A 16466-nucleotide genomic window follows, 5' to 3' on the forward strand; every position below is an offset into this window, starting at 1 on the left:
CCTGGTTACAATAGCATTTTATCTACTTTAATTATATTCTCATGCACCTTTTTTCCCATACCCACAAGTTCTCCCCTGCAGTATATGTAAAATTCACTACCTTTTATGCTGCTGGTATCTGCAGGAACCTCGTTCCCTGCAGCAAGCCTGTCATAATATCGGGAGTCTGCATCTGCTCTTTCAAGAGGATATATTTCATCTATGGGTATGATGCATCTATCAAGGCTGTTGGTATCGTTTAAAAATTTAAGTTCCTCCAGAGTTACAGAATTTTCTATAAGTAAACCTTTAGCCTTGGTTCTTACCAGCACTCCCATATATCCCAGCGTGCCCAGACTGTCTCCAATGTCATTGCAAAGAGTGCGCATATATGTGCCTTTTGAGCACACCACCCTCATTAGTGCGCTTCTTCCGTCAAACCTCAACAGTTCTATTTCATTTATATCAACGGGCTTACCCGGTTTTTCCACTGCAATGTTCTGCCTGGCGTATTCATACAGCTTCCTGCCGTTTAACTTGACTGCCGAAAAGGCAGGCGGAACCTGCATGTGTTCTCCCTCAAATTCCTTGAGCACACCTTTAAGTTCCTCCATACTTACGCTGAAGTTTTCCTTCATGTCTACAATTTTTCCGTAGCTGTCCTGGGTGTCGGTTTTTCTGCCTAAAACCAGTTCACATACATACTCCTTGCTTCCGCTCATGAGATAATCGCTCAGCTTTGTTCCCTTCCCTACACAGATGACCAGGACACCGGCCACGTTGGGATCCAATGTCCCCGCATGGCCGACTTTTTTTGTATTCAATATTTTTCTCACTGAACTCACGACATCATGGGATGTCATTCCGGTTGGTTTTAAAATATTTAATATTCCGTTCATTATTCTCCAAAGTACTCTTTAAATGTTTCTATCATGAGTTTCCTGGTATTCTCGACAGTATCATTCAATTCAAAGCCTGCTGCCTTTTTGTGGCCGCCTCCGCCGAATTTCACCGATACTTCGGATACGTCTATGTCATTTTTTGCCCTCAGACTTACCTTTGTAAAGCTGTCTGTTGTTTCCTTCAGCACGCAGGATACTTCAACTTCCCTAATTTCCCTTATGAACTCCACGATTCCGTCAATGTCTCCCATATCAACCTTGTTTTTTTCAAGTATGTCCTGGGTTATGGCTGCAATGCCCAGTTTGCCGCCAAAGTGAAGTTCAATGCCGGAAGTACAGTCTATAAAAGCCTTAACCACATTCGCAGGCTTGGAATTGTAGATGATGTTGTCAATTTCTGAAACATCAACCCCCAGCTCAATAAGCTCTGCGGCCTTTCTGTGGGTTTGTGCGCTTGTATTCGAATATGAAAATCTTCCTGTGTCCGTAAGCATGGCAACATATATGAGGGTCGCAGCCTTTTTTGTTATTTCAAGTCCTGAAAGCTTGAGAATATCATAAAGAAGTTCTCCTGTTGAGCTCATATCAGGATCAATTATGTTGATGTCTGCATATGCCTGGTTTGTTTTGTGGTGGTCGATGCACACGGTCTTTTGCACGCGGCTTACTACGTCACCGAATTTCCCCAGCCTGTCTGCATCACTGCAGTCTAGAATGAACAATACGTCGTAGTCCTTCTGTGACACTTCTTCCATCAATGCATTTTCATCCATGAAATCCACGTAGTTATAAGGAATCTTTCCGTCAATATAAACATCAGTGCTCTTGTTTTGATGTTTTAGAAACTCGTATAGGGCCATTACAGACCCTATACAATCACCGTCAGGAGCCTTGTGACCTGCGATGCAGATGTTCTCGGATTTATTGATTATGTCTAATATTTCCTGCACATCATTCTTCATCAGCTTCATCTTCAACCTTCCTGACAGCTTCTTCTTCAATTACCTTGTTTATGAGACTGCTCATGTAAATTCCCTTTTCGATGGAGTCGTCCTTTTCAAACAGCAGTTCCGGAATAATGCGCATTTTTATTCTCTTTCCAAGTTCCCTTCTTATGAATCCTCTGGCGCTGTGCAGGGCATCAAGGTTTTGCTTTATGTCTCCGTAAACAGATATATATACCTTGGCATACTTCAAATCCTCAGTAACGTTGACATCCGTAACACTTACCAGCTCCGACAGCCTTGGATCCTTTACCTCGGTTCTGATTATTTCAGATATAACCCTTTTCATCTCACCTGACAATCTGTCGTTTCTTCTGTTTGCCATGTTATACCTTCTTTCTTGACTATCTCTTTATTTCTTCCATTATATAGGCTTCAAATGAGTCGCCTTCCCTGATGTCGTTGTACTTTTCTATGCCTATACCGCCTTCATAGTTGTTGTTCAGCTCTGATACATCGTCCTTGAATCTCTTCAGCGATGAGATTACTCCGTCGTGTATAACTATGTCGTTTCTCAGTACTCTTATTTTTGATTTTCTTGTAATCTTTCCGCTGGTCACATAAACACCGGCAACCACTCCAACATTAGGAACCTTGAATGTCTGGCGTACTTCTGCCCTTCCAAGCACAACTTCCTTGTAGATAGGAGCAAGCATGCCCTTTACAGCTTGCTGTATGTCTTCGATTGCGTTGTAGATTATGTTGTATGTTCTTATATCAACATTTTCTTTCTTTGCAAGCTCCATGGCTGCAACCGACGGTCTTACGTTGAAACCTATTACTATTGCATTTGACGCAGAAGCCAGAAGCACGTCGTTTTCGTTGATACCGCCAACGCCGCCGTGGATTGGATTTACTTTAACCTCATCCATGCTGAGCTTTTGAAGCGACTGCTTAACAGCTTCAATAGACCCGCTTACGTCTGCCTTGATTATGATGTTGAGGTCCTTAACCTCTCCCTTTTGTATTCTGTCAAACAAATCATCAAGAGAGACCTTGGATGATGCGTTCATTGTTTCCAGATGTCTCTTATCTTTTCTCTTTTCTGCAATGTTCTTTGCATCCTTCTCACTGTCCATTACAACCAGGATGTCTCCTGCCTGAGGAGTCTCGGAAAGTCCAAGTATTTCAACCGGAACGGAAGGTCCTGCCTGATTGATTCTTTTTCCCTTGCTGTTGAACATAGCTCTTACTTTGCCGTGAGCGCTTCCTACAAGGACTATGTCTCCCTTGTTCAATGTTCCCTTTTCAATCAGAACAGTTGCAACGGGACCTCTTCCCTTGTCAAGCTTAGCCTCGATGATTGTTCCCTTGGCGCTTCTGTTAGGATTTGCCTTAAACTCCTGAACTTCTGCAACCAGCAGTATCATCTCCAGCAAATCTTCTATGCCTATATGTTTTTTGGCAGAAACCGGAACGAATATTGTGTCCCCGCCCCAGTCTTCTGATACAATTCCCTGCTCTGAAAGCTCCTGTTTTACTCTGTCCGGATTTGCCGCCGGTTTGTCGATTTTATTCACTGCAACTATTATGGGTACACCGGCAGCCTTAGCATGGTTCACAGCCTCGATTGTCTGAGGCATAACTCCGTCGTCTGCAGCCACCACCAGAACGGCGATGTCTGTAACCTTGGCTCCTCTGGCTCTCATTGATGTGAAGGCTTCATGGCCCGGCGTATCCAGAAATGTTATTTTCTTTCCGTTGATTTCCACCTGGGAAGCACCTATATGCTGAGTGATGCCGCCTGCTTCGTGCTCTGTAACTGATGTGTTTCTTATGGCGTCAAGAAGCGAAGTCTTACCGTGGTCAACGTGACCCATTACAGTTACGATAGGAGGACGAGGCATCAAATCCTTTTCGTCATCCACATCTCCCTTGAACATGTTATCTTCAAGGTTTTGAAGCTCATCAATCACTTCGACCTTAGATACCTTGGCGCCCAGTTCCTCTCCAATGAGTACTGCTGTGTCAAAATCAATTTCTTGGTTCATGTTTGCCATTATTCCAAGCAGTATCAGTTTGGAAATAACAACATTTACAGGAACTCCCAGCTTATCGGCTAATTCCCTCACTACTATAGGTTCTTCAATTTCTATGTTTTTAATCTTATTCTGATGGGATTTTTGTTCAGGTTCAGCAGGTTTTTGCTGCTGGAACTGCTGCCTGTTCTTCTGCTGACCTGGTTTCTTCTGTCCCTGTTGATTGCTCTGGTTATTTTTGTTGAAATTATTTTTGTTAGGCTGATTTTGCTGCGGCTTGTTTGCTGACTGGGCCTGCACTGGAGTCTTTTTTACAGGCAGGATAAGACTCTTATCTACCTTCTTGAGCTTTGCCTGGTTAAGGTCGATATGATCGTCCACCAGCGGTTCATCATCTATTACGGCAGGTTTTACGCCTTTAGCAGGCTTTGCCTTCTTGTTGTTGTTTGCAAGGTTAAGTGCCTTTCTAAGCCTTATCACCTCAAGGTCAGAAAGAGAACTCATATGATTTTTGATTGTGATTCCAAGTTCCTGTTCAGCTGTCACAACCAAATCCTTACTGTTCAAATTTAATTCTTTTGCAAGTTCGTATATTCTCATGCAACCACCTCCGGTTTATACGTTATTTAATAGGTATGATGCAATGTTCTCATCGTTTACCGCAAGAACACTCACCATTTTCCTCCCGAGACTTTTTCCCAGAAGTTCTTTTTCACCGTATTCAATATATTTGCAGCCATGCTTGCTGCATACAAACTGAATATTTTTTTTTGTCTTGTCTGATGCATCACTGGCTATCAGCACAAGCACGCTTTTCTTCTTTTCAATATTTAAACAAGTCACATCGTATCCGATTGCGACTTTGCCGCCTTTGTTGGCAATGCCCAGCATGGAATAAATTTTATTCATTCCTGGCAATCTCCGTCTTTATGGCCTCAATAACCTCATCGGGTATATCAGCTTCCAGGGACTTTGAAAGTCTCTTGGATTTCACAGCTTTTTCAAAGCATTCAGCTTTCTTGCAAATGTATGTACCTCTGCCGTTCATTTTGCCTGAGGCGTCAAAATGAATCTCATTTTCGCTGTTCTTCACAATCCTGCACAATTCCTTCTTAGGAAAGCTTTCCATGCAACCGATGCATTTTCTCATAGGTATCTTACGGGTTTTCATACTTCCTCCTCAGAGCTTCTTTCCTTTTCCTGCGATTCGCTAATAATGTCTATCTTCCATCCGGTAAGCTTGGCAGCAAGCCTTACATTCTGGCCTTCCTTACCGATTGCAAGTGACAGCTGGTTATCAGGCACAACCGCAACAGCACTTTTTTCCTTCTCATTGGCGGTAACCTTGATGATCTTTGCGGGTCCAAGACTGTTTGCAATGAATTTTTCAGGATCCTTGTCATAAATTATTATGTCTATCTTTTCCTGACAAATTTCATCGATGATGTTCTTAACCCTTGTACCTTTGTTTCCTACGCATGAACCGATGGGTTCAACGTTAGGGTCGTTGGTGAACACGGCTATCTTTGATCTTGAGCCTGCTTCTCTTGAAATGGAGTATATTTCTATGATGCCATCGTGAATTTCTGGAACTTCAAGTTCAAAAAGCCTTTTAACAAGATTTGGATGGCTTCTGGAAAGCATGATGCTGGCACCTTTACCTGAATTCTTAACTTCCACTATTACAGTCTTTACCCTGTCGCCGGGATTGTATACCTCTCCGGGTATCTGTTCGTTGGGCGTTATTATTCCTTCGATTTTTCCTAGGTCCACATAAATGTTGCCCTTGCTTTCCCTTTGAACTATTCCTGTGAGGATATCAGATTCTCTTCCGTAAAATTCGCTGAATATGGATTCTCTTTCAGCTTCTCTGATTTTCTGAAGGATTACCTGTCTTGCCGTTTGTGCGGCTATACGGCCGAAGTCCTTCTTGGGTTTAATCTCGATTTTTACGACATCTCCCATTTCATATCTTGAATCTATTTTCCTGGCATCCTCCAGCGTTATGTCCAGGTTTTCATCCTCCACATCCTCAACAACCGTCTTATCCTGGAACAGCTTGTATTCGCCGTTTTCCTGATCTATGTCTATGCTGAAGTTCGTAGCCTTAGCAAAATTCTTTTTGTAACCTGTTTCCAACGCAGCTCTTATGGCTTCCAATACCACGTCCTGGCGAATTCCCTTTTCTTTTTCAAGCTCGCTTAACGCGTTCAAAATCTCCTTGTTCATATATCCTCCACTAAAAATCCTCTAGAACTCTGTTTATTTTTGAAATGTCCTTAAGTTCGACAGTTATGTTTTCATCGCCAACTTTTATAACTACGTGATTTTCCTGTTTTTCTGCCAATATTCCTTCAACCGATTTTCTGCCGTCAATTGTCTTGTAAAATTTAACGTCCACAAGATTGCCGATGTTTTTCATAAAATCAGCCTCAGTCTTAAATGGTCTTTCAACGCCCGGAGAAGACACCTCCAAAAAATACTGCTCCTTGATCAAATCAACTTCATCAAGTTTTTTGTTCAATTCCCTGCTTACGTCAGCACAGTCATCAACCGTAATTCCTTCAGGTTTGTCAAGATAAACCCTCAGATATTTAAAAGGCCCTTCTTTAACATATTCAATGTCAACCAGTTCCATATCCGAAGAAGCAATTATTTCTTCAACTATTTTCTGAACCGATTCTTCAATGGATTTTTTGCTCATATTTTCTCCTTTTCACGTAATGTAAGTATACAATCAGAAAGAGTGGGATACCCCACTCTTTCTGTCAAAAATCATCTTTTGTGTAGTATAACACAAATCACACTAAAAATCAAACATAAATTTAATTTTTCTTATATGTGCATTAACTGCTGTTCAACATCCATACCTGTTGGATGTAATTATTTTAATAAAAAAAGCAAAGTCCTTCTCACCAAATAACGTTTCGTATGGTTACGATTAGTAAAAATTTCTAAAATTTTAATGAAATGCTTTTCCAATTTCATTATTTGTGTTAAAATAATAAATACTTAACATTCATTAAATCCACACTGATTAATTCATGTCTCAACCCTACCTAGTATATCATTAATTAAGCATCATTAAATTAACCATAAAAAATAAATTCATACCCAATTGAGGCATGGTTAATTAAATTCATATTAAAGGAGATGACTGAATGGATTGGAAACAAGAACTAAAACAAAGCATCACAACTGCAGGAGAGGTAAGGCAATCATTGAACTGGGACTTAAGCGATGATGAGGAACAATCATTGAGCCGGATCATAGACAGATATCCCATGTCTGTTCCAAAGTACTACCTGTCCCTCATAAATGCAGATGATCCGGAAGATCCCATCAAAAAACTGTGCATACCTTCCATAAAGGAAACCGACATGAGCGGCAGCCTTGACACAAGCGGCGAGAAAAGCAATACTGTAGTTAAGGGACTGCAGCACAAATATCCCCAAACAGGCCTTATCCTGTCAACAAGCACATGTGCCATGTACTGCAGACACTGCTTCAGAAAACGTCTTGTGGGAACAAATGACGACGAAATCAACAGCCATTTTGATGAAATTATAGATTATATAAAAAAACACAAGGAAATGACCAACGTCCTTATATCAGGCGGCGATTCCTTCATGAATAATAACGGCAAAATAAAGCATTATCTTGACGAGCTGACAAAAATAGACCACCTGGCTTTCATCCGATTCGGAACAAGGACTCCGGTGGTGCTTCCTTCAAGGATTTACAAAGATGAAGAGCTTCTTGAAATTCTTGAAAGCTACAATAAAATCAAACAAATATACGTAGTAACCCACTTCAACCATCCCAACGAAATAACTGAAGAATCAACCAAAGCAATTGAATCCCTGAAGAAAATCGGAATTGTAATAAGAAACCAGACTGTTCTCTTAAAAGGAATTAACGACAACGCTGACACGATTGCTGTTCTCATGCGCCGACTTACGGAAATAGGAGTTGTACCCTACTATTTGTTCCAGTGCAGGCCTGTTTTTGGAGTTAAAAACCAGTTTCAGGTTCCATTCAAAAGAGCATGCATCATCGTTGATGAAGCCCGTTCCAAACTCAACGGCATCAGCAAGGGCTTTAGGTATGCCATGAGCCATCCCACAGGAAAGATTGAAATAATTGGCAGCACTGAAGAAAACAAAATACTGTTCAAATACCACCAGACGAAGTATGAAAAAGACCAGGGGAGAATTCTATCCATAGAGGTTTCCGAAAACCAATCATGGCTTCCTGACGTTATCTGAAAATTTTTAAAAAAGTAAAATATTGATACACTATTTTCCTGCTATTTGATATAATAATAAAAATTTCATTTAGGTCAAAGGAGCAATATGGAAATACTGCACGAATTAAACACGGCATCCATCATTTTCAGGGTTTTTCTCTCAGTGTTGTGCGGAGGATTGATCGGACTTGAGCGAAGCAGGAAAAGCAGGCCCGCCGGTTTTCGAACATACATGATAGTATCCTTAAGCTCAACATTGGTGATGATGACAAACCAATACATGTTCCTCCATTTTGAGGGAACGGACATTGCCAGGCTCGGAGCACAGGTGATCAGCGGTATTGGTTTTCTGGGTGCAGGAGCCATAATCGTTACCAGCAGAAGCCAGGTTAAGGGACTTACCACAGCGGCAGGACTATGGGCTTCAGCATGCATGGGGCTTGCTATAGGAATAGGATTTTACGACGGAGCCATAATCGTTGCTGTGATGGTGTTTCTTATAATAACCGTATTCAAGAAGCTGGATATTTACCTGACATCCACCAACAGGGCGCTGACAGTGTACACATCCTTTTCTTCGGTTGAAAGCTTTGACAGGTTCATTCTTCACTGCTACAAGTCAGACTTCAAGGTAAGGGACATAGAAATAACCAAGAACACTCACCACAACGAAGCAGCTGTTGTGGCAATAATACAGCTTGAAGCAGACAAGAGACTTAACCACGTGGATACGCTCCAGCGATTAAGTTCCTTTGAAGGGCTCATACACATAGAAGAACTTTAAAACGCAGCCGGTGGCTGCGTTTTACAATTTATAATTTTTCTATTTCATTTAATAGTGTATCTACTATGTCTTCTTCTTTGACCTTCCTGATAATTTCTCCGTGTCTGAACAAAAGAGCCTCTCCTATGCCGCCGGCTATGCCGATGTCTGCCTGCCTTGCTTCACCGGGTCCGTTGACGGCGCAGCCCATTATTGCAATCGTGATTGGTTTGTCTACGTTCTTTAGACCTTCCTGAACGCGTTTTGACAGCTCAATGAGCTGAATTTTAGTTCTGCCGCATGTGGGACATGTTATGTAATTGATGCCGAAATTCCTAAGGTTAAGGCTTTTTAATATTTCCCTTGCAACCTTGACTTCCTCTCTGGGGTCATCGGTTAAGGATATTCGAAGTGTGTCGCCGATGCCGTCAGCTAATAAACTTCCAACTCCGATGGCAGAGCGAATGCTTCCTTCGAAGAGAGTTCCAGCATGAGTGATTCCCAGATGCAGGGGATAGTCAACCTTTTTTGCCATCATTCTGTAAGCGTCGATTGTCATTTTGATATCCGTTCCCTTCATGGATATGACTATATTGCCATAGTCCAGGTCCTCCAGTATCCTGACATGCTCCAGTGCCGATTCCACCATTCCCTGGGATGTAGGTACCCCGTTATTTTTCTTCAATATTTCCTTGTGAATGCTTCCTGCATTCACTCCGATTCTTATGGGAATATTCCTTGGCTTGGCCATCTCCACGATTTTCAAAACCCTGTCCCTGCTGCCTATGTTGCCAGGATTTATTCTTAGTTTGTCGATGCCGTTTTCAATGCTTTTCAACGCCAGGCGGTAGTCGAAATGTATGTCTGCCACAATGGGAATGTGAATTTGCTTTTTTATATCCTTTATTGCCTCAGCATCCTCTGTATCGGCAACAGCAACTCTTATAATCTCGCAGCCTGCTTGTTCCAGTCCAAGTATCTGCCTGACGGTTGACTTTACGTCCTTAGTGAATGTATTTGTCATGGACTGAACAGGTATGGGGGCATTGCCTCCGATCTTCACATCCCCGCACATTACTGTCTTGCTTTGTCTTCTGGTGATTGTATCCATATACCCTCCGTAATTCAATTAAGAATTAAGAGTGAAGAATTAATAATGAATGAAAGGATTTGTGCTCGCACAAATCCTACCATAATTCTTAACTTTTAATTCTTAATTCTTAATTGCTTTTTTTATATTCTAAAAAGTCTCAGTATGTCCTTGTATGTTATGAAAATCATGAAGCCTATGAGCACCACAAAACCTATGAAATGAATGTAGCCTTCCTTTTCAACCGGAATAGATTTGCCTCTTATTCCTTCGACCATCAAAAACACAAGCTTGCTGCCGTCAAGGGCAGGTATCGGCAACAGATTCATGAAGCCAAGGTTTATGCTGATGAAAGCTGCCAGATTCAAAAGCGAAAGAAATCCGCTTTCAGCTGCTTCACCTACCATTGAAATCACCATCACAGGTCCACCAAGAGCATCGCTTCCAAGCTTTCCTGTAACAAGCTGCACTATTGTCTTAAACATAAGCTTTATATAGTATACCGTCTTGTACGCCGATGAGGAAATGGCAGAACCGAAGGATCGCTCAAGCTGGGTGCTGAACTTCACAGAGATTTGAGTCTGAGGAACTATGTAAAAGTCTATGTTCTTGCCGTTTCTTTCAACAGTGACCTTAACCTGATGTCCGTCGGCACTTTCAATGCCTGAAATCACTTCATCCCATGTGTTTACAGATGTATCGTTTATAGCGATAATCTTATCACCGTCCTTGATTCCAGCCACATAAGCAGGAGAAGTCACATCTGTTGGAGAGACAGTTGTGGTAGTCTCACCGTTTACAAGCTTCGAAGTCACACCTACAATTTTTCTGTAGTTGTTGTTTACCCTGGTTTCGTTTAAAACGCCGTCCCTCTTGTATTCTACCGTGTAGTACGAATTATCGGGATCTGTAATTTCGTAATAGATGTCTTCCCAGATGTACGATTTGTCATTGTTTACGGAAACTATCTCATCTCCGGTCCTTAAGCCTGCTGCATATTCGTTTGAATTTTCATCGATGTAATCAATCTTGTTTCCGTACACTCCGAATGAAAAAGCCACAATCAGAAACAAAGCCAGAGCCAGTACGAAGTTCATGACAGGTCCGGCTGCAATTACTTTGAACCTTTGCCACACCGACTTAGTGGAAAAACTGGTTGCTGTTCTGACGTCCTCCTCTTCACCTTCCATCTGGACGAAACCGCCTATGGGAACAGCCCTTATGGAATAAATGGTTCCGTTTTTTTCTTTTTTTAAAATTGTCGGACCCATGCCTACGGCAAATTCATATACCTTTATACCTGCACTTTTTGCAGCCTTGTAGTGTCCGAACTCATGCACAAGCACTATGGCTGAAAAGACTAGTATAGATGATATTACAGTTAACAATATATTCCCTCCATATTATAAGAAATGCTGAACAAAGTAATACACAGCCGGAGCTACAAAAAGCACGCTGTCAAATCTGTCTAATATCCCCCCGTGACCGGGAAGCATATAGCCGAAATCCTTTATTCCGTGTTCTCTTTTAATTTTTGATGCTGCCAGGTCTCCTGCCATTGAAAATACAGATGCACTGACACTAAATATTATAATGTAAATATATTTATTTATGCTTAAAAAATTAAAATAAATAAGCGACAATATGGTGCTTCCGATCATTCCCCCGATGGCTCCTTCAACGGTCTTGTTTGGGCTTACCTCAGGGTAAAGCTTCCTTCTGCCCATAAGTTTTCCGGTAAAATAAGCAAATGTGTCGGTTCCGAATGCAATTATGTATACGAGCCACACGTAAGCGGAACCGTTCATAAGCATCATATGATACATGAAAAATACCACATATGATCCGATGAAGATAATTTCTGAGATTTTTTTTGTATCTGTTTTTTTGTTAAAAACAAAAACCAGGAAATTGACTGATATGTACAAAAATAAAAAGAAATCAAAATAATGACGGTATTCCGTAGATTTCTCTATGAATAAAGCAATTGCAAACGCATAGTTCACAATAGCTCCGTAGTCGAATCCATTGTCGAAAAAAACCTTTGAAAGCTCATAAATGCCTATGCATATAATTCCAAAATATACGAAGTCATAAATAGTGCCTCCAAAATACGTGACAGCAGCTATAAATGCTCCTCCTGCAATACCGGTTAACAATCTTTGTCTCATAACAACACCGCCTTAATTTCCGAATCTCCTTTTTCTGTTCTGGTAGTTAAGTATTGCTTTCAATAATTCTTCTTTGCCGAAATCAGGCCACATTACATCCGTAAAATAAAATTCGGTATATGCCAGCTGGTACAACAGAAAATTGCTGAGCCTCATCTCTCCGCTGGTTCTGATGAGCACGTCCGGATCAGGCATATCGTGTGTGAAAAGATACTTTCCAAAGCTATCTTCGTTTATTTCATCTATGTCAATTATATGATTTTCATAGTCTCTTGCCACATTTTTCACTGCCTGAACTATTTCGTTTCTTGAGCCGTAGCTAAGAGCAATGTTTAAATGAAGCGTCTTGTTGTTCTTTGTTAGTTCCACGGAGCGTTTTACTTCCTGCCTTGTTTTCTCAGGCAGGTCCTGAAGGTTGCCCATCATGGTTATCTTTACATCGTTTTTGTGGAGTCTGTCAAGTTCCTTGACCACAAACTCAACAAGCAGGTTCATTAGATATTCGACTTCCTTCTTATCCCTGCTCCAGTTCTCCGTTGAAAAAGCGTATACGGATAAATACTTGATTCCTAAGTCTGCACAATTTTGAACCAGGTCCGTAACCCTCAGGGCTCCTTCTCTGTGTCCCATTCTTGCAGGCAGATTTTTTTGCTTTGCCCATCTTCTGTTTCCGTCCATTATTACTGCAATATGCGCAGGAATAGCACCGCTTAGAACTTGTTCCTCTAAATTCATATCATCCTCACTCTTTCAAAAAATACACTAAACAGGCTTATGATATCATAAGCCTGTATTTCAGCCTAGTAGTAAGTAACATACAGTGTGACTTGCCCGTCATCTGAGTGCTGCCGTATGACGTATGGTTTGTTCAAGTCGTTGAACTTTTTGTTGGAGCCGGTCACCTTTTTAATGTTAATGATTTTTCTATTTTTTTCCAATATCTTAAGAGCATCCAGCAGCGGATAACCTATGAGAGTTTCCATTGCTAAACCTCTAATATTTCTTTTTCCTTTTCCTTGTATATGTCATCAACGAATTTAACATACCTGTCCGTAATTTTCTGCATGTCTTCTTCAGCTCTCTTCAGGTCATCCTTTGTGATTTCGCTGGACTTCTCAAGCTTCTTTATTTCTTCAATCGCATCTCTTCTTATGTTTCTTACTGCAATCTTGGAATTTTCAGTTTCCTTCTTTACAACCTTCAACAGGTCTTTTCTTCTTTCTTCAGTCAAAGCTGGAATAACAAGCCTTATGATTTTTCCATCATTTGAAGGGGTGATTCCCAGGTCTGAAGCTAGTATGGCCTTTTCAATTTCTTTTACCAGGCTGGCATCCCATGGCTGTATTAATATTGATCTGGGTTCCGGTACGGATATGTTGGCAACCTGGTTCATGGGGGTCATTGTTCCATAGTAACTAACCTGAATTTTGTCAACCAGTTTCGGGTTGGCCTTTCCTGCTCTGATGGTCTGAAGGTCCTCTTTAAGGAAACCAATTGATTTTTTCATTGTTTCTTCTGCTTTTGCAACTAATTCCTTATACATGTTACGCCTCCTTGATTATTGTTCCTATATTGTCTCCCAATACAATGTTTTCGATGCTTTCAGGATTTTCAATGCCAAACACCAAAATAGGAATTTTATTGTCCATACATAGCGATGTTGCAGTAGAATCCATTATTTTCAAGCCTTTATTCAAAACATCAATGTATTTGAGCTCATCATACTTCACAGAATCCGGATTTTTATTTGGATCGTCGCTGTAGACTCCGTCTACGCCGTTTTTAGCAAGGAGTATTATATCTGCATTGATTTCAGCCGCCCTCAACGCTGCTGTTGTGTCAGTTGAAAAATATGGATTTCCGGAACCGCCTGAAAAAATAACAACTCTTCCTTTTTCCAGATGTCTTACTGCTCTTCTTCTGATATAAGGCTCTGCAATCTGTCTCATTTCTATAGCAGTCTGCACTCTCGTTTCAACGCCTATTTTTTCCAGAGCATCCTGCAGTGCCAGGCCGTTTATGATTGTACCAAGCATTCCCATATAATCCGATGTAGTTCTGTCCATGTCCTTGGCGCTGGCACCTCTCCAGAAGTTTCCGCCTCCTACGACAATTGCAACTTCAACGCCCATGTTAACAACGTTTTTTACAACCTGGGAAATCCTTGACACTATTTCAGCGTTTATGCCATGACCTGTATTTCCGGACAATGCTTCTCCGCTTATCTTTAGTACTATTCTTTTATATTTGCAATCCATTTTATCCTCCTGAAGACTTTATCTTTATTAATGGAGAACCTTTCAGTTCTCCATTTGCATTTTATCCCTCAGGATTATTTACCCATTTGCTTTGCAACTTCTTCTGCAAAGTTTTCAGATTTCTTTTCTATTCCTTCGCCTACTTCAAATCTCTGTACTCCGGCAACTTTAATGTCCTTGCCTATTTTTGCTGCAGTGTTTGCAATTACTTTCTTAACTGTCAGGTCTGAATCCTTAACAAATGCCTGTTCCAACAGACATACTTCCTTAAGTTCCTTCTGAAGTCTTCCTTCAACCATCTTTTCAACTATGTTCTGAGGTTTTCCTTCATTGAGAGCCTGAGCTATAAGTATTTCTCTTTCATGAGCAATGAATTCTGCGTCAACATCTTCAGTTGATATGTATTTTGGATTCATGGCTGCAACCTGCATAGCAAGGTCTTTTCCCAGAACTTCCAGCGTTTGTTTGTCTCCTTCGGATTCAAGGGCAACAACAACTGAAATCTTTCCGCCGCCGTGGATGTATCCTACAACTGCTCCGTTGTTTACTTTTTCAACTGCAAATCTTCTGATTGACATGTTTTCGCCTATTTTAGCGATTTTATCAGTAAGAACTTCCTGAACGGTCTTTCCGTTTAATTCTGCAGCTTTTAATGCTTCAACGTCTGCAGGAGCCTTCTCAGCAACAACCTTTGCCACATCCTGAACAAAATTATGGAACTCTTCGTTCTTTGCAACGAAGTCTGTTTCAGAGTTAACTTCAACCACAACGCCTGTTTTTCCGTCAGCAGATATCGTAGTTGTTGTAAGACCTTCTGCTGCTATTCTGTCTGCTTTCTTAGCTGCCTGTGAAAGTCCTTTTTCTCTCAGATAATCAATTGCCTTTTCCATGTCTCCGTCAGTTTCTTTTAATGCTTTCTTGCAGTCCATCATTCCTGCATTTGTTTTATCTCTTAGTTCTTTTACCATTGAAGCTGTAATTTCCATTTAAATACCTCCAAAATTTAAAAAAGCAAGGCGTAAGGAAAAAATTCCTAACCCCTTACTTTGTTTTTTATTTTATTTTTATTTTTATTCTTCTACTGTTTCTTCTTCAACTTTTTCAATTTCTTCATCTGAAAGATCGTCTTCTTCTGTTTCTTCTTCTGCAAACTGAACGCCTTGTCTTCCTTCAAGAACAGCGTCTGCAACTGTAGCTGTCAGCAGCTTTACGGCTCTGATAGCATCGTCGTTTCCAGGAATTACATAATCAACTTCATCTGGGTCACAGTTTGTGTCAACTATTGCAACTACAGGTATTCCCAATATTTTAGCTTCCTGAACAGCTATTTTTTCTTTTCTTGGGTCTACAACGAACAAAGCTCCGGGTAGTTTTTCCATATTCTTAATTCCGCCTAAGAACTTTTCAAGTCTTTCAGCTTCATTTTTAAGCTTTATAACTTCTTTCTTTGTAAGAAGCGCAAATGTTCCGTCTTCTTCCATTCTCTTCAGCTCGTTGAGTTTGTCGATTCTCTTTCTGATTGTAGAGTAGTTTGTAAGCATTCCGCCCAGCCATCTTTGGCTTACAAAGTGCATTCCGCATCTTGCAGCTTCTGATTTTGTTGATTCCTGAGCCTGTTTCTTAGTTCCTACGAACAGAATTTCATCTCCGTTTGATACAACTGATTTAACAAAGTTGTAAGCTTCGTCTACCTTGTCGCTTGTTTTCTGCAAGTCAATAATGTAGATACCGTTTCTTTCTGTAAAAATGTACTCTGCCATTTTAGGGTTCCATCTTCTGGTCTGGTGACCGAAGTGAACGCCTGCTTCCAGCAATTTTTTCATGCTAATTATTGCCATTTTATTTCCTCCTTTTGTTTTACCTCCAGAAATTTCAACTTATGCAAAAGACCTTTCGGCACCCCTCATGCATAATCTATTTCTGTGCGTAATTGTCTTAAGTATAGCACAACAGTTTTTCAATTGCAACATGAAAATTGTAATTTTATTGCATATTTTATTTAATTAACGGTAAATATGCGTCTCTGAGCAAAATCTTCAGTCTCTTTCCATTGTAAACAGACTGAGCATGC

General features: G+C 40.7%; 19 protein-coding genes. 2 read left to right on the top strand and 17 right to left on the bottom strand.

Annotated elements, in window-relative coordinates:
* Nucleotides 1-5: 5 nt before the first annotated feature.
* The 8 genes from truB to rimP are packed head-to-tail and all read right to left on the bottom strand — an operon-like array spanning nucleotide 6 to nucleotide 6568.
* On the bottom strand, nucleotides 6-878 hold the full coding sequence (gene truB / locus AAGU76_RS02145) for a tRNA pseudouridine(55) synthase TruB (RefSeq protein ID WP_342483788.1): 873 nt from the start codon (nucleotides 876-878) through the stop codon (nucleotides 6-8).
* Nucleotides 878-1852 (bottom strand): bifunctional oligoribonuclease/PAP phosphatase NrnA, encoded by a 975-nt coding sequence (locus AAGU76_RS02150; RefSeq protein WP_342483789.1) that lies wholly within the window; start codon nucleotides 1850-1852, stop codon nucleotides 878-880. The genes truB and AAGU76_RS02150 overlap by 1 nt, the downstream gene beginning before the upstream one ends.
* On the bottom strand, nucleotides 1833-2210 hold the full coding sequence (gene rbfA / locus AAGU76_RS02155; protein WP_342483790.1) for a 30S ribosome-binding factor RbfA: 378 nt from the start codon (nucleotides 2208-2210) through the stop codon (nucleotides 1833-1835). The genes AAGU76_RS02150 and rbfA overlap by 20 nt, the downstream gene beginning before the upstream one ends.
* Before the next feature lie 19 nt (nucleotides 2211-2229).
* A complete protein-coding gene (infB, locus tag AAGU76_RS02160; RefSeq protein WP_342483791.1) occupies nucleotides 2230-4464 on the bottom strand; it encodes a translation initiation factor IF-2 in 2235 nt (744 codons plus the stop codon).
* Nucleotides 4465-4479: 15 nt separating this feature from the next.
* Nucleotides 4480-4773 carry a ribosomal L7Ae/L30e/S12e/Gadd45 family protein gene (locus tag AAGU76_RS02165; protein ID WP_342483792.1) on the bottom strand — a complete coding sequence of 98 codons (294 nt, stop codon included), beginning with the start codon at nucleotides 4771-4773 and terminating at the stop codon, nucleotides 4480-4482.
* A complete protein-coding gene (locus tag AAGU76_RS02170) occupies nucleotides 4766-5035 on the bottom strand; it encodes a YlxR family protein (RefSeq protein WP_342483793.1) in 270 nt (89 codons plus the stop codon). The genes AAGU76_RS02165 and AAGU76_RS02170 overlap by 8 nt, the downstream gene beginning before the upstream one ends.
* Nucleotides 5032-6093: a transcription termination factor NusA gene (gene nusA, locus AAGU76_RS02175; RefSeq protein ID WP_342483794.1), complete on the bottom strand. Its 1062-nt coding sequence runs from the start codon at nucleotides 6091-6093 to the stop codon at nucleotides 5032-5034. The genes AAGU76_RS02170 and nusA overlap by 4 nt, the downstream gene beginning before the upstream one ends.
* A 10-nt stretch (nucleotides 6094-6103) precedes the next feature.
* Entirely contained in the window at nucleotides 6104-6568 is a 465-nt protein-coding gene (gene rimP / locus AAGU76_RS02180; RefSeq protein WP_342483795.1) for a ribosome maturation factor RimP, read from the bottom strand.
* Between the two features lie 457 nt (nucleotides 6569-7025).
* Here rimP and AAGU76_RS02185 point away from each other — a divergent pair, with 457 nt between their 5' ends.
* Both AAGU76_RS02185 and AAGU76_RS02190 read left to right on the top strand, forming a co-directional pair.
* Nucleotides 7026-8132, top strand: a complete 1107-nt coding sequence (locus AAGU76_RS02185; protein ID WP_342483796.1) for a KamA family radical SAM protein — start codon at nucleotides 7026-7028, stop codon at nucleotides 8130-8132.
* An 87-nt stretch (nucleotides 8133-8219) separates the two neighbouring features.
* Entirely contained in the window at nucleotides 8220-8897 is a 678-nt protein-coding gene (locus tag AAGU76_RS02190) for an MgtC/SapB family protein (RefSeq protein ID WP_342483797.1), read from the top strand.
* A 28-nt stretch (nucleotides 8898-8925) separates the two neighbouring features.
* Here AAGU76_RS02190 and ispG read toward each other — a convergent pair whose 3' ends face one another.
* The 9 genes from ispG to rpsB all read right to left on the bottom strand — a co-directional run bounded on the left by ispG (nucleotide 8926) and on the right by rpsB (nucleotide 16233).
* A complete protein-coding gene (ispG, locus tag AAGU76_RS02195) occupies nucleotides 8926-9987 on the bottom strand; it encodes a flavodoxin-dependent (E)-4-hydroxy-3-methylbut-2-enyl-diphosphate synthase (protein WP_342483798.1) in 1062 nt (353 codons plus the stop codon).
* A gap of 122 nt (nucleotides 9988-10109) precedes the next feature.
* Entirely contained in the window at nucleotides 10110-11354 is a 1245-nt protein-coding gene (rseP, locus tag AAGU76_RS02200; RefSeq protein WP_342483799.1) for an RIP metalloprotease RseP, read from the bottom strand.
* 15 nt (nucleotides 11355-11369) lie between these two features.
* Nucleotides 11370-12137, bottom strand: a complete 768-nt coding sequence (locus tag AAGU76_RS02205; protein ID WP_342483800.1) for a phosphatidate cytidylyltransferase — start codon at nucleotides 12135-12137, stop codon at nucleotides 11370-11372.
* A 12-nt stretch (nucleotides 12138-12149) separates the two neighbouring features.
* On the bottom strand, nucleotides 12150-12872 hold the full coding sequence (locus AAGU76_RS02210) for an isoprenyl transferase (RefSeq protein WP_342483801.1): 723 nt from the start codon (nucleotides 12870-12872) through the stop codon (nucleotides 12150-12152).
* Between the two features lie 65 nt (nucleotides 12873-12937).
* On the bottom strand, nucleotides 12938-13120 hold the full coding sequence (locus AAGU76_RS02215) for a hypothetical protein (RefSeq protein WP_342483802.1): 183 nt from the start codon (nucleotides 13118-13120) through the stop codon (nucleotides 12938-12940).
* 2 nt (nucleotides 13121-13122) lie between these two features.
* On the bottom strand, nucleotides 13123-13680 hold the full coding sequence (gene frr / locus AAGU76_RS02220; RefSeq protein WP_342483803.1) for a ribosome recycling factor: 558 nt from the start codon (nucleotides 13678-13680) through the stop codon (nucleotides 13123-13125).
* A gap of 1 nt (nucleotide 13681) precedes the next feature.
* Nucleotides 13682-14395 (bottom strand): UMP kinase, encoded by a 714-nt coding sequence (gene pyrH, locus AAGU76_RS02225; RefSeq protein ID WP_342483804.1) that lies wholly within the window; start codon nucleotides 14393-14395, stop codon nucleotides 13682-13684.
* A 74-nt stretch (nucleotides 14396-14469) separates the two neighbouring features.
* Nucleotides 14470-15381 carry a translation elongation factor Ts gene (tsf, locus tag AAGU76_RS02230; protein ID WP_342483805.1) on the bottom strand — a complete coding sequence of 304 codons (912 nt, stop codon included), beginning with the start codon at nucleotides 15379-15381 and terminating at the stop codon, nucleotides 14470-14472.
* A gap of 84 nt (nucleotides 15382-15465) precedes the next feature.
* Nucleotides 15466-16233: a 30S ribosomal protein S2 gene (gene rpsB, locus AAGU76_RS02235; protein ID WP_342483806.1), complete on the bottom strand. Its 768-nt coding sequence runs from the start codon at nucleotides 16231-16233 to the stop codon at nucleotides 15466-15468.
* Between the last annotated feature and the right edge of the window lie 233 nt (nucleotides 16234-16466).

This window comes from Sedimentibacter sp., assembly GCF_038562225.1.
Classification (GTDB): domain Bacteria; phylum Bacillota; class Clostridia; order Tissierellales; family Sedimentibacteraceae; genus Sedimentibacter.

Excerpts from the sequence above, each read along its gene's own strand:
- truB (WP_342483788.1), bottom strand. The coding sequence starts at position 878 with ATGAACGGAATATTAAATATTTTAAAACCAACCGGAATGACATCCCAT.
- AAGU76_RS02150 (WP_342483789.1), bottom strand. The coding sequence starts at position 1,852 with ATGAAGCTGATGAAGAATGATGTGCAGGAAATATTAGACATAATCAAT.
- rbfA (WP_342483790.1), bottom strand. The coding sequence starts at position 2,210 with ATGGCAAACAGAAGAAACGACAGATTGTCAGGTGAGATGAAAAGGGTT.
- infB (WP_342483791.1), bottom strand. The coding sequence starts at position 4,464 with ATGAGAATATACGAACTTGCAAAAGAATTAAATTTGAACAGTAAGGAT.
- AAGU76_RS02165 (WP_342483792.1), bottom strand. The coding sequence starts at position 4,773 with ATGAATAAAATTTATTCCATGCTGGGCATTGCCAACAAAGGCGGCAAA.
- AAGU76_RS02170 (WP_342483793.1), bottom strand. The coding sequence starts at position 5,035 with ATGAAAACCCGTAAGATACCTATGAGAAAATGCATCGGTTGCATGGAA.
- nusA (WP_342483794.1), bottom strand. The coding sequence starts at position 6,093 with ATGAACAAGGAGATTTTGAACGCGTTAAGCGAGCTTGAAAAAGAAAAG.
- rimP (WP_342483795.1), bottom strand. The coding sequence starts at position 6,568 with ATGAGCAAAAAATCCATTGAAGAATCGGTTCAGAAAATAGTTGAAGAA.
- AAGU76_RS02185 (WP_342483796.1), top strand. The coding sequence starts at position 7,026 with ATGGATTGGAAACAAGAACTAAAACAAAGCATCACAACTGCAGGAGAG.
- AAGU76_RS02190 (WP_342483797.1), top strand. The coding sequence starts at position 8,220 with ATGGAAATACTGCACGAATTAAACACGGCATCCATCATTTTCAGGGTT.
- ispG (WP_342483798.1), bottom strand. The coding sequence starts at position 9,987 with ATGGATACAATCACCAGAAGACAAAGCAAGACAGTAATGTGCGGGGAT.
- AAGU76_RS02205 (WP_342483800.1), bottom strand. The coding sequence starts at position 12,137 with ATGAGACAAAGATTGTTAACCGGTATTGCAGGAGGAGCATTTATAGCT.
- AAGU76_RS02210 (WP_342483801.1), bottom strand. The coding sequence starts at position 12,872 with ATGAATTTAGAGGAACAAGTTCTAAGCGGTGCTATTCCTGCGCATATT.
- AAGU76_RS02215 (WP_342483802.1), bottom strand. The coding sequence starts at position 13,120 with ATGGAAACTCTCATAGGTTATCCGCTGCTGGATGCTCTTAAGATATTG.
- frr (WP_342483803.1), bottom strand. The coding sequence starts at position 13,680 with ATGTATAAGGAATTAGTTGCAAAAGCAGAAGAAACAATGAAAAAATCA.
- pyrH (WP_342483804.1), bottom strand. The coding sequence starts at position 14,395 with ATGGATTGCAAATATAAAAGAATAGTACTAAAGATAAGCGGAGAAGCA.
- tsf (WP_342483805.1), bottom strand. The coding sequence starts at position 15,381 with ATGGAAATTACAGCTTCAATGGTAAAAGAACTAAGAGATAAAACAAAT.
- rpsB (WP_342483806.1), bottom strand. The coding sequence starts at position 16,233 with ATGGCAATAATTAGCATGAAAAAATTGCTGGAAGCAGGCGTTCACTTC.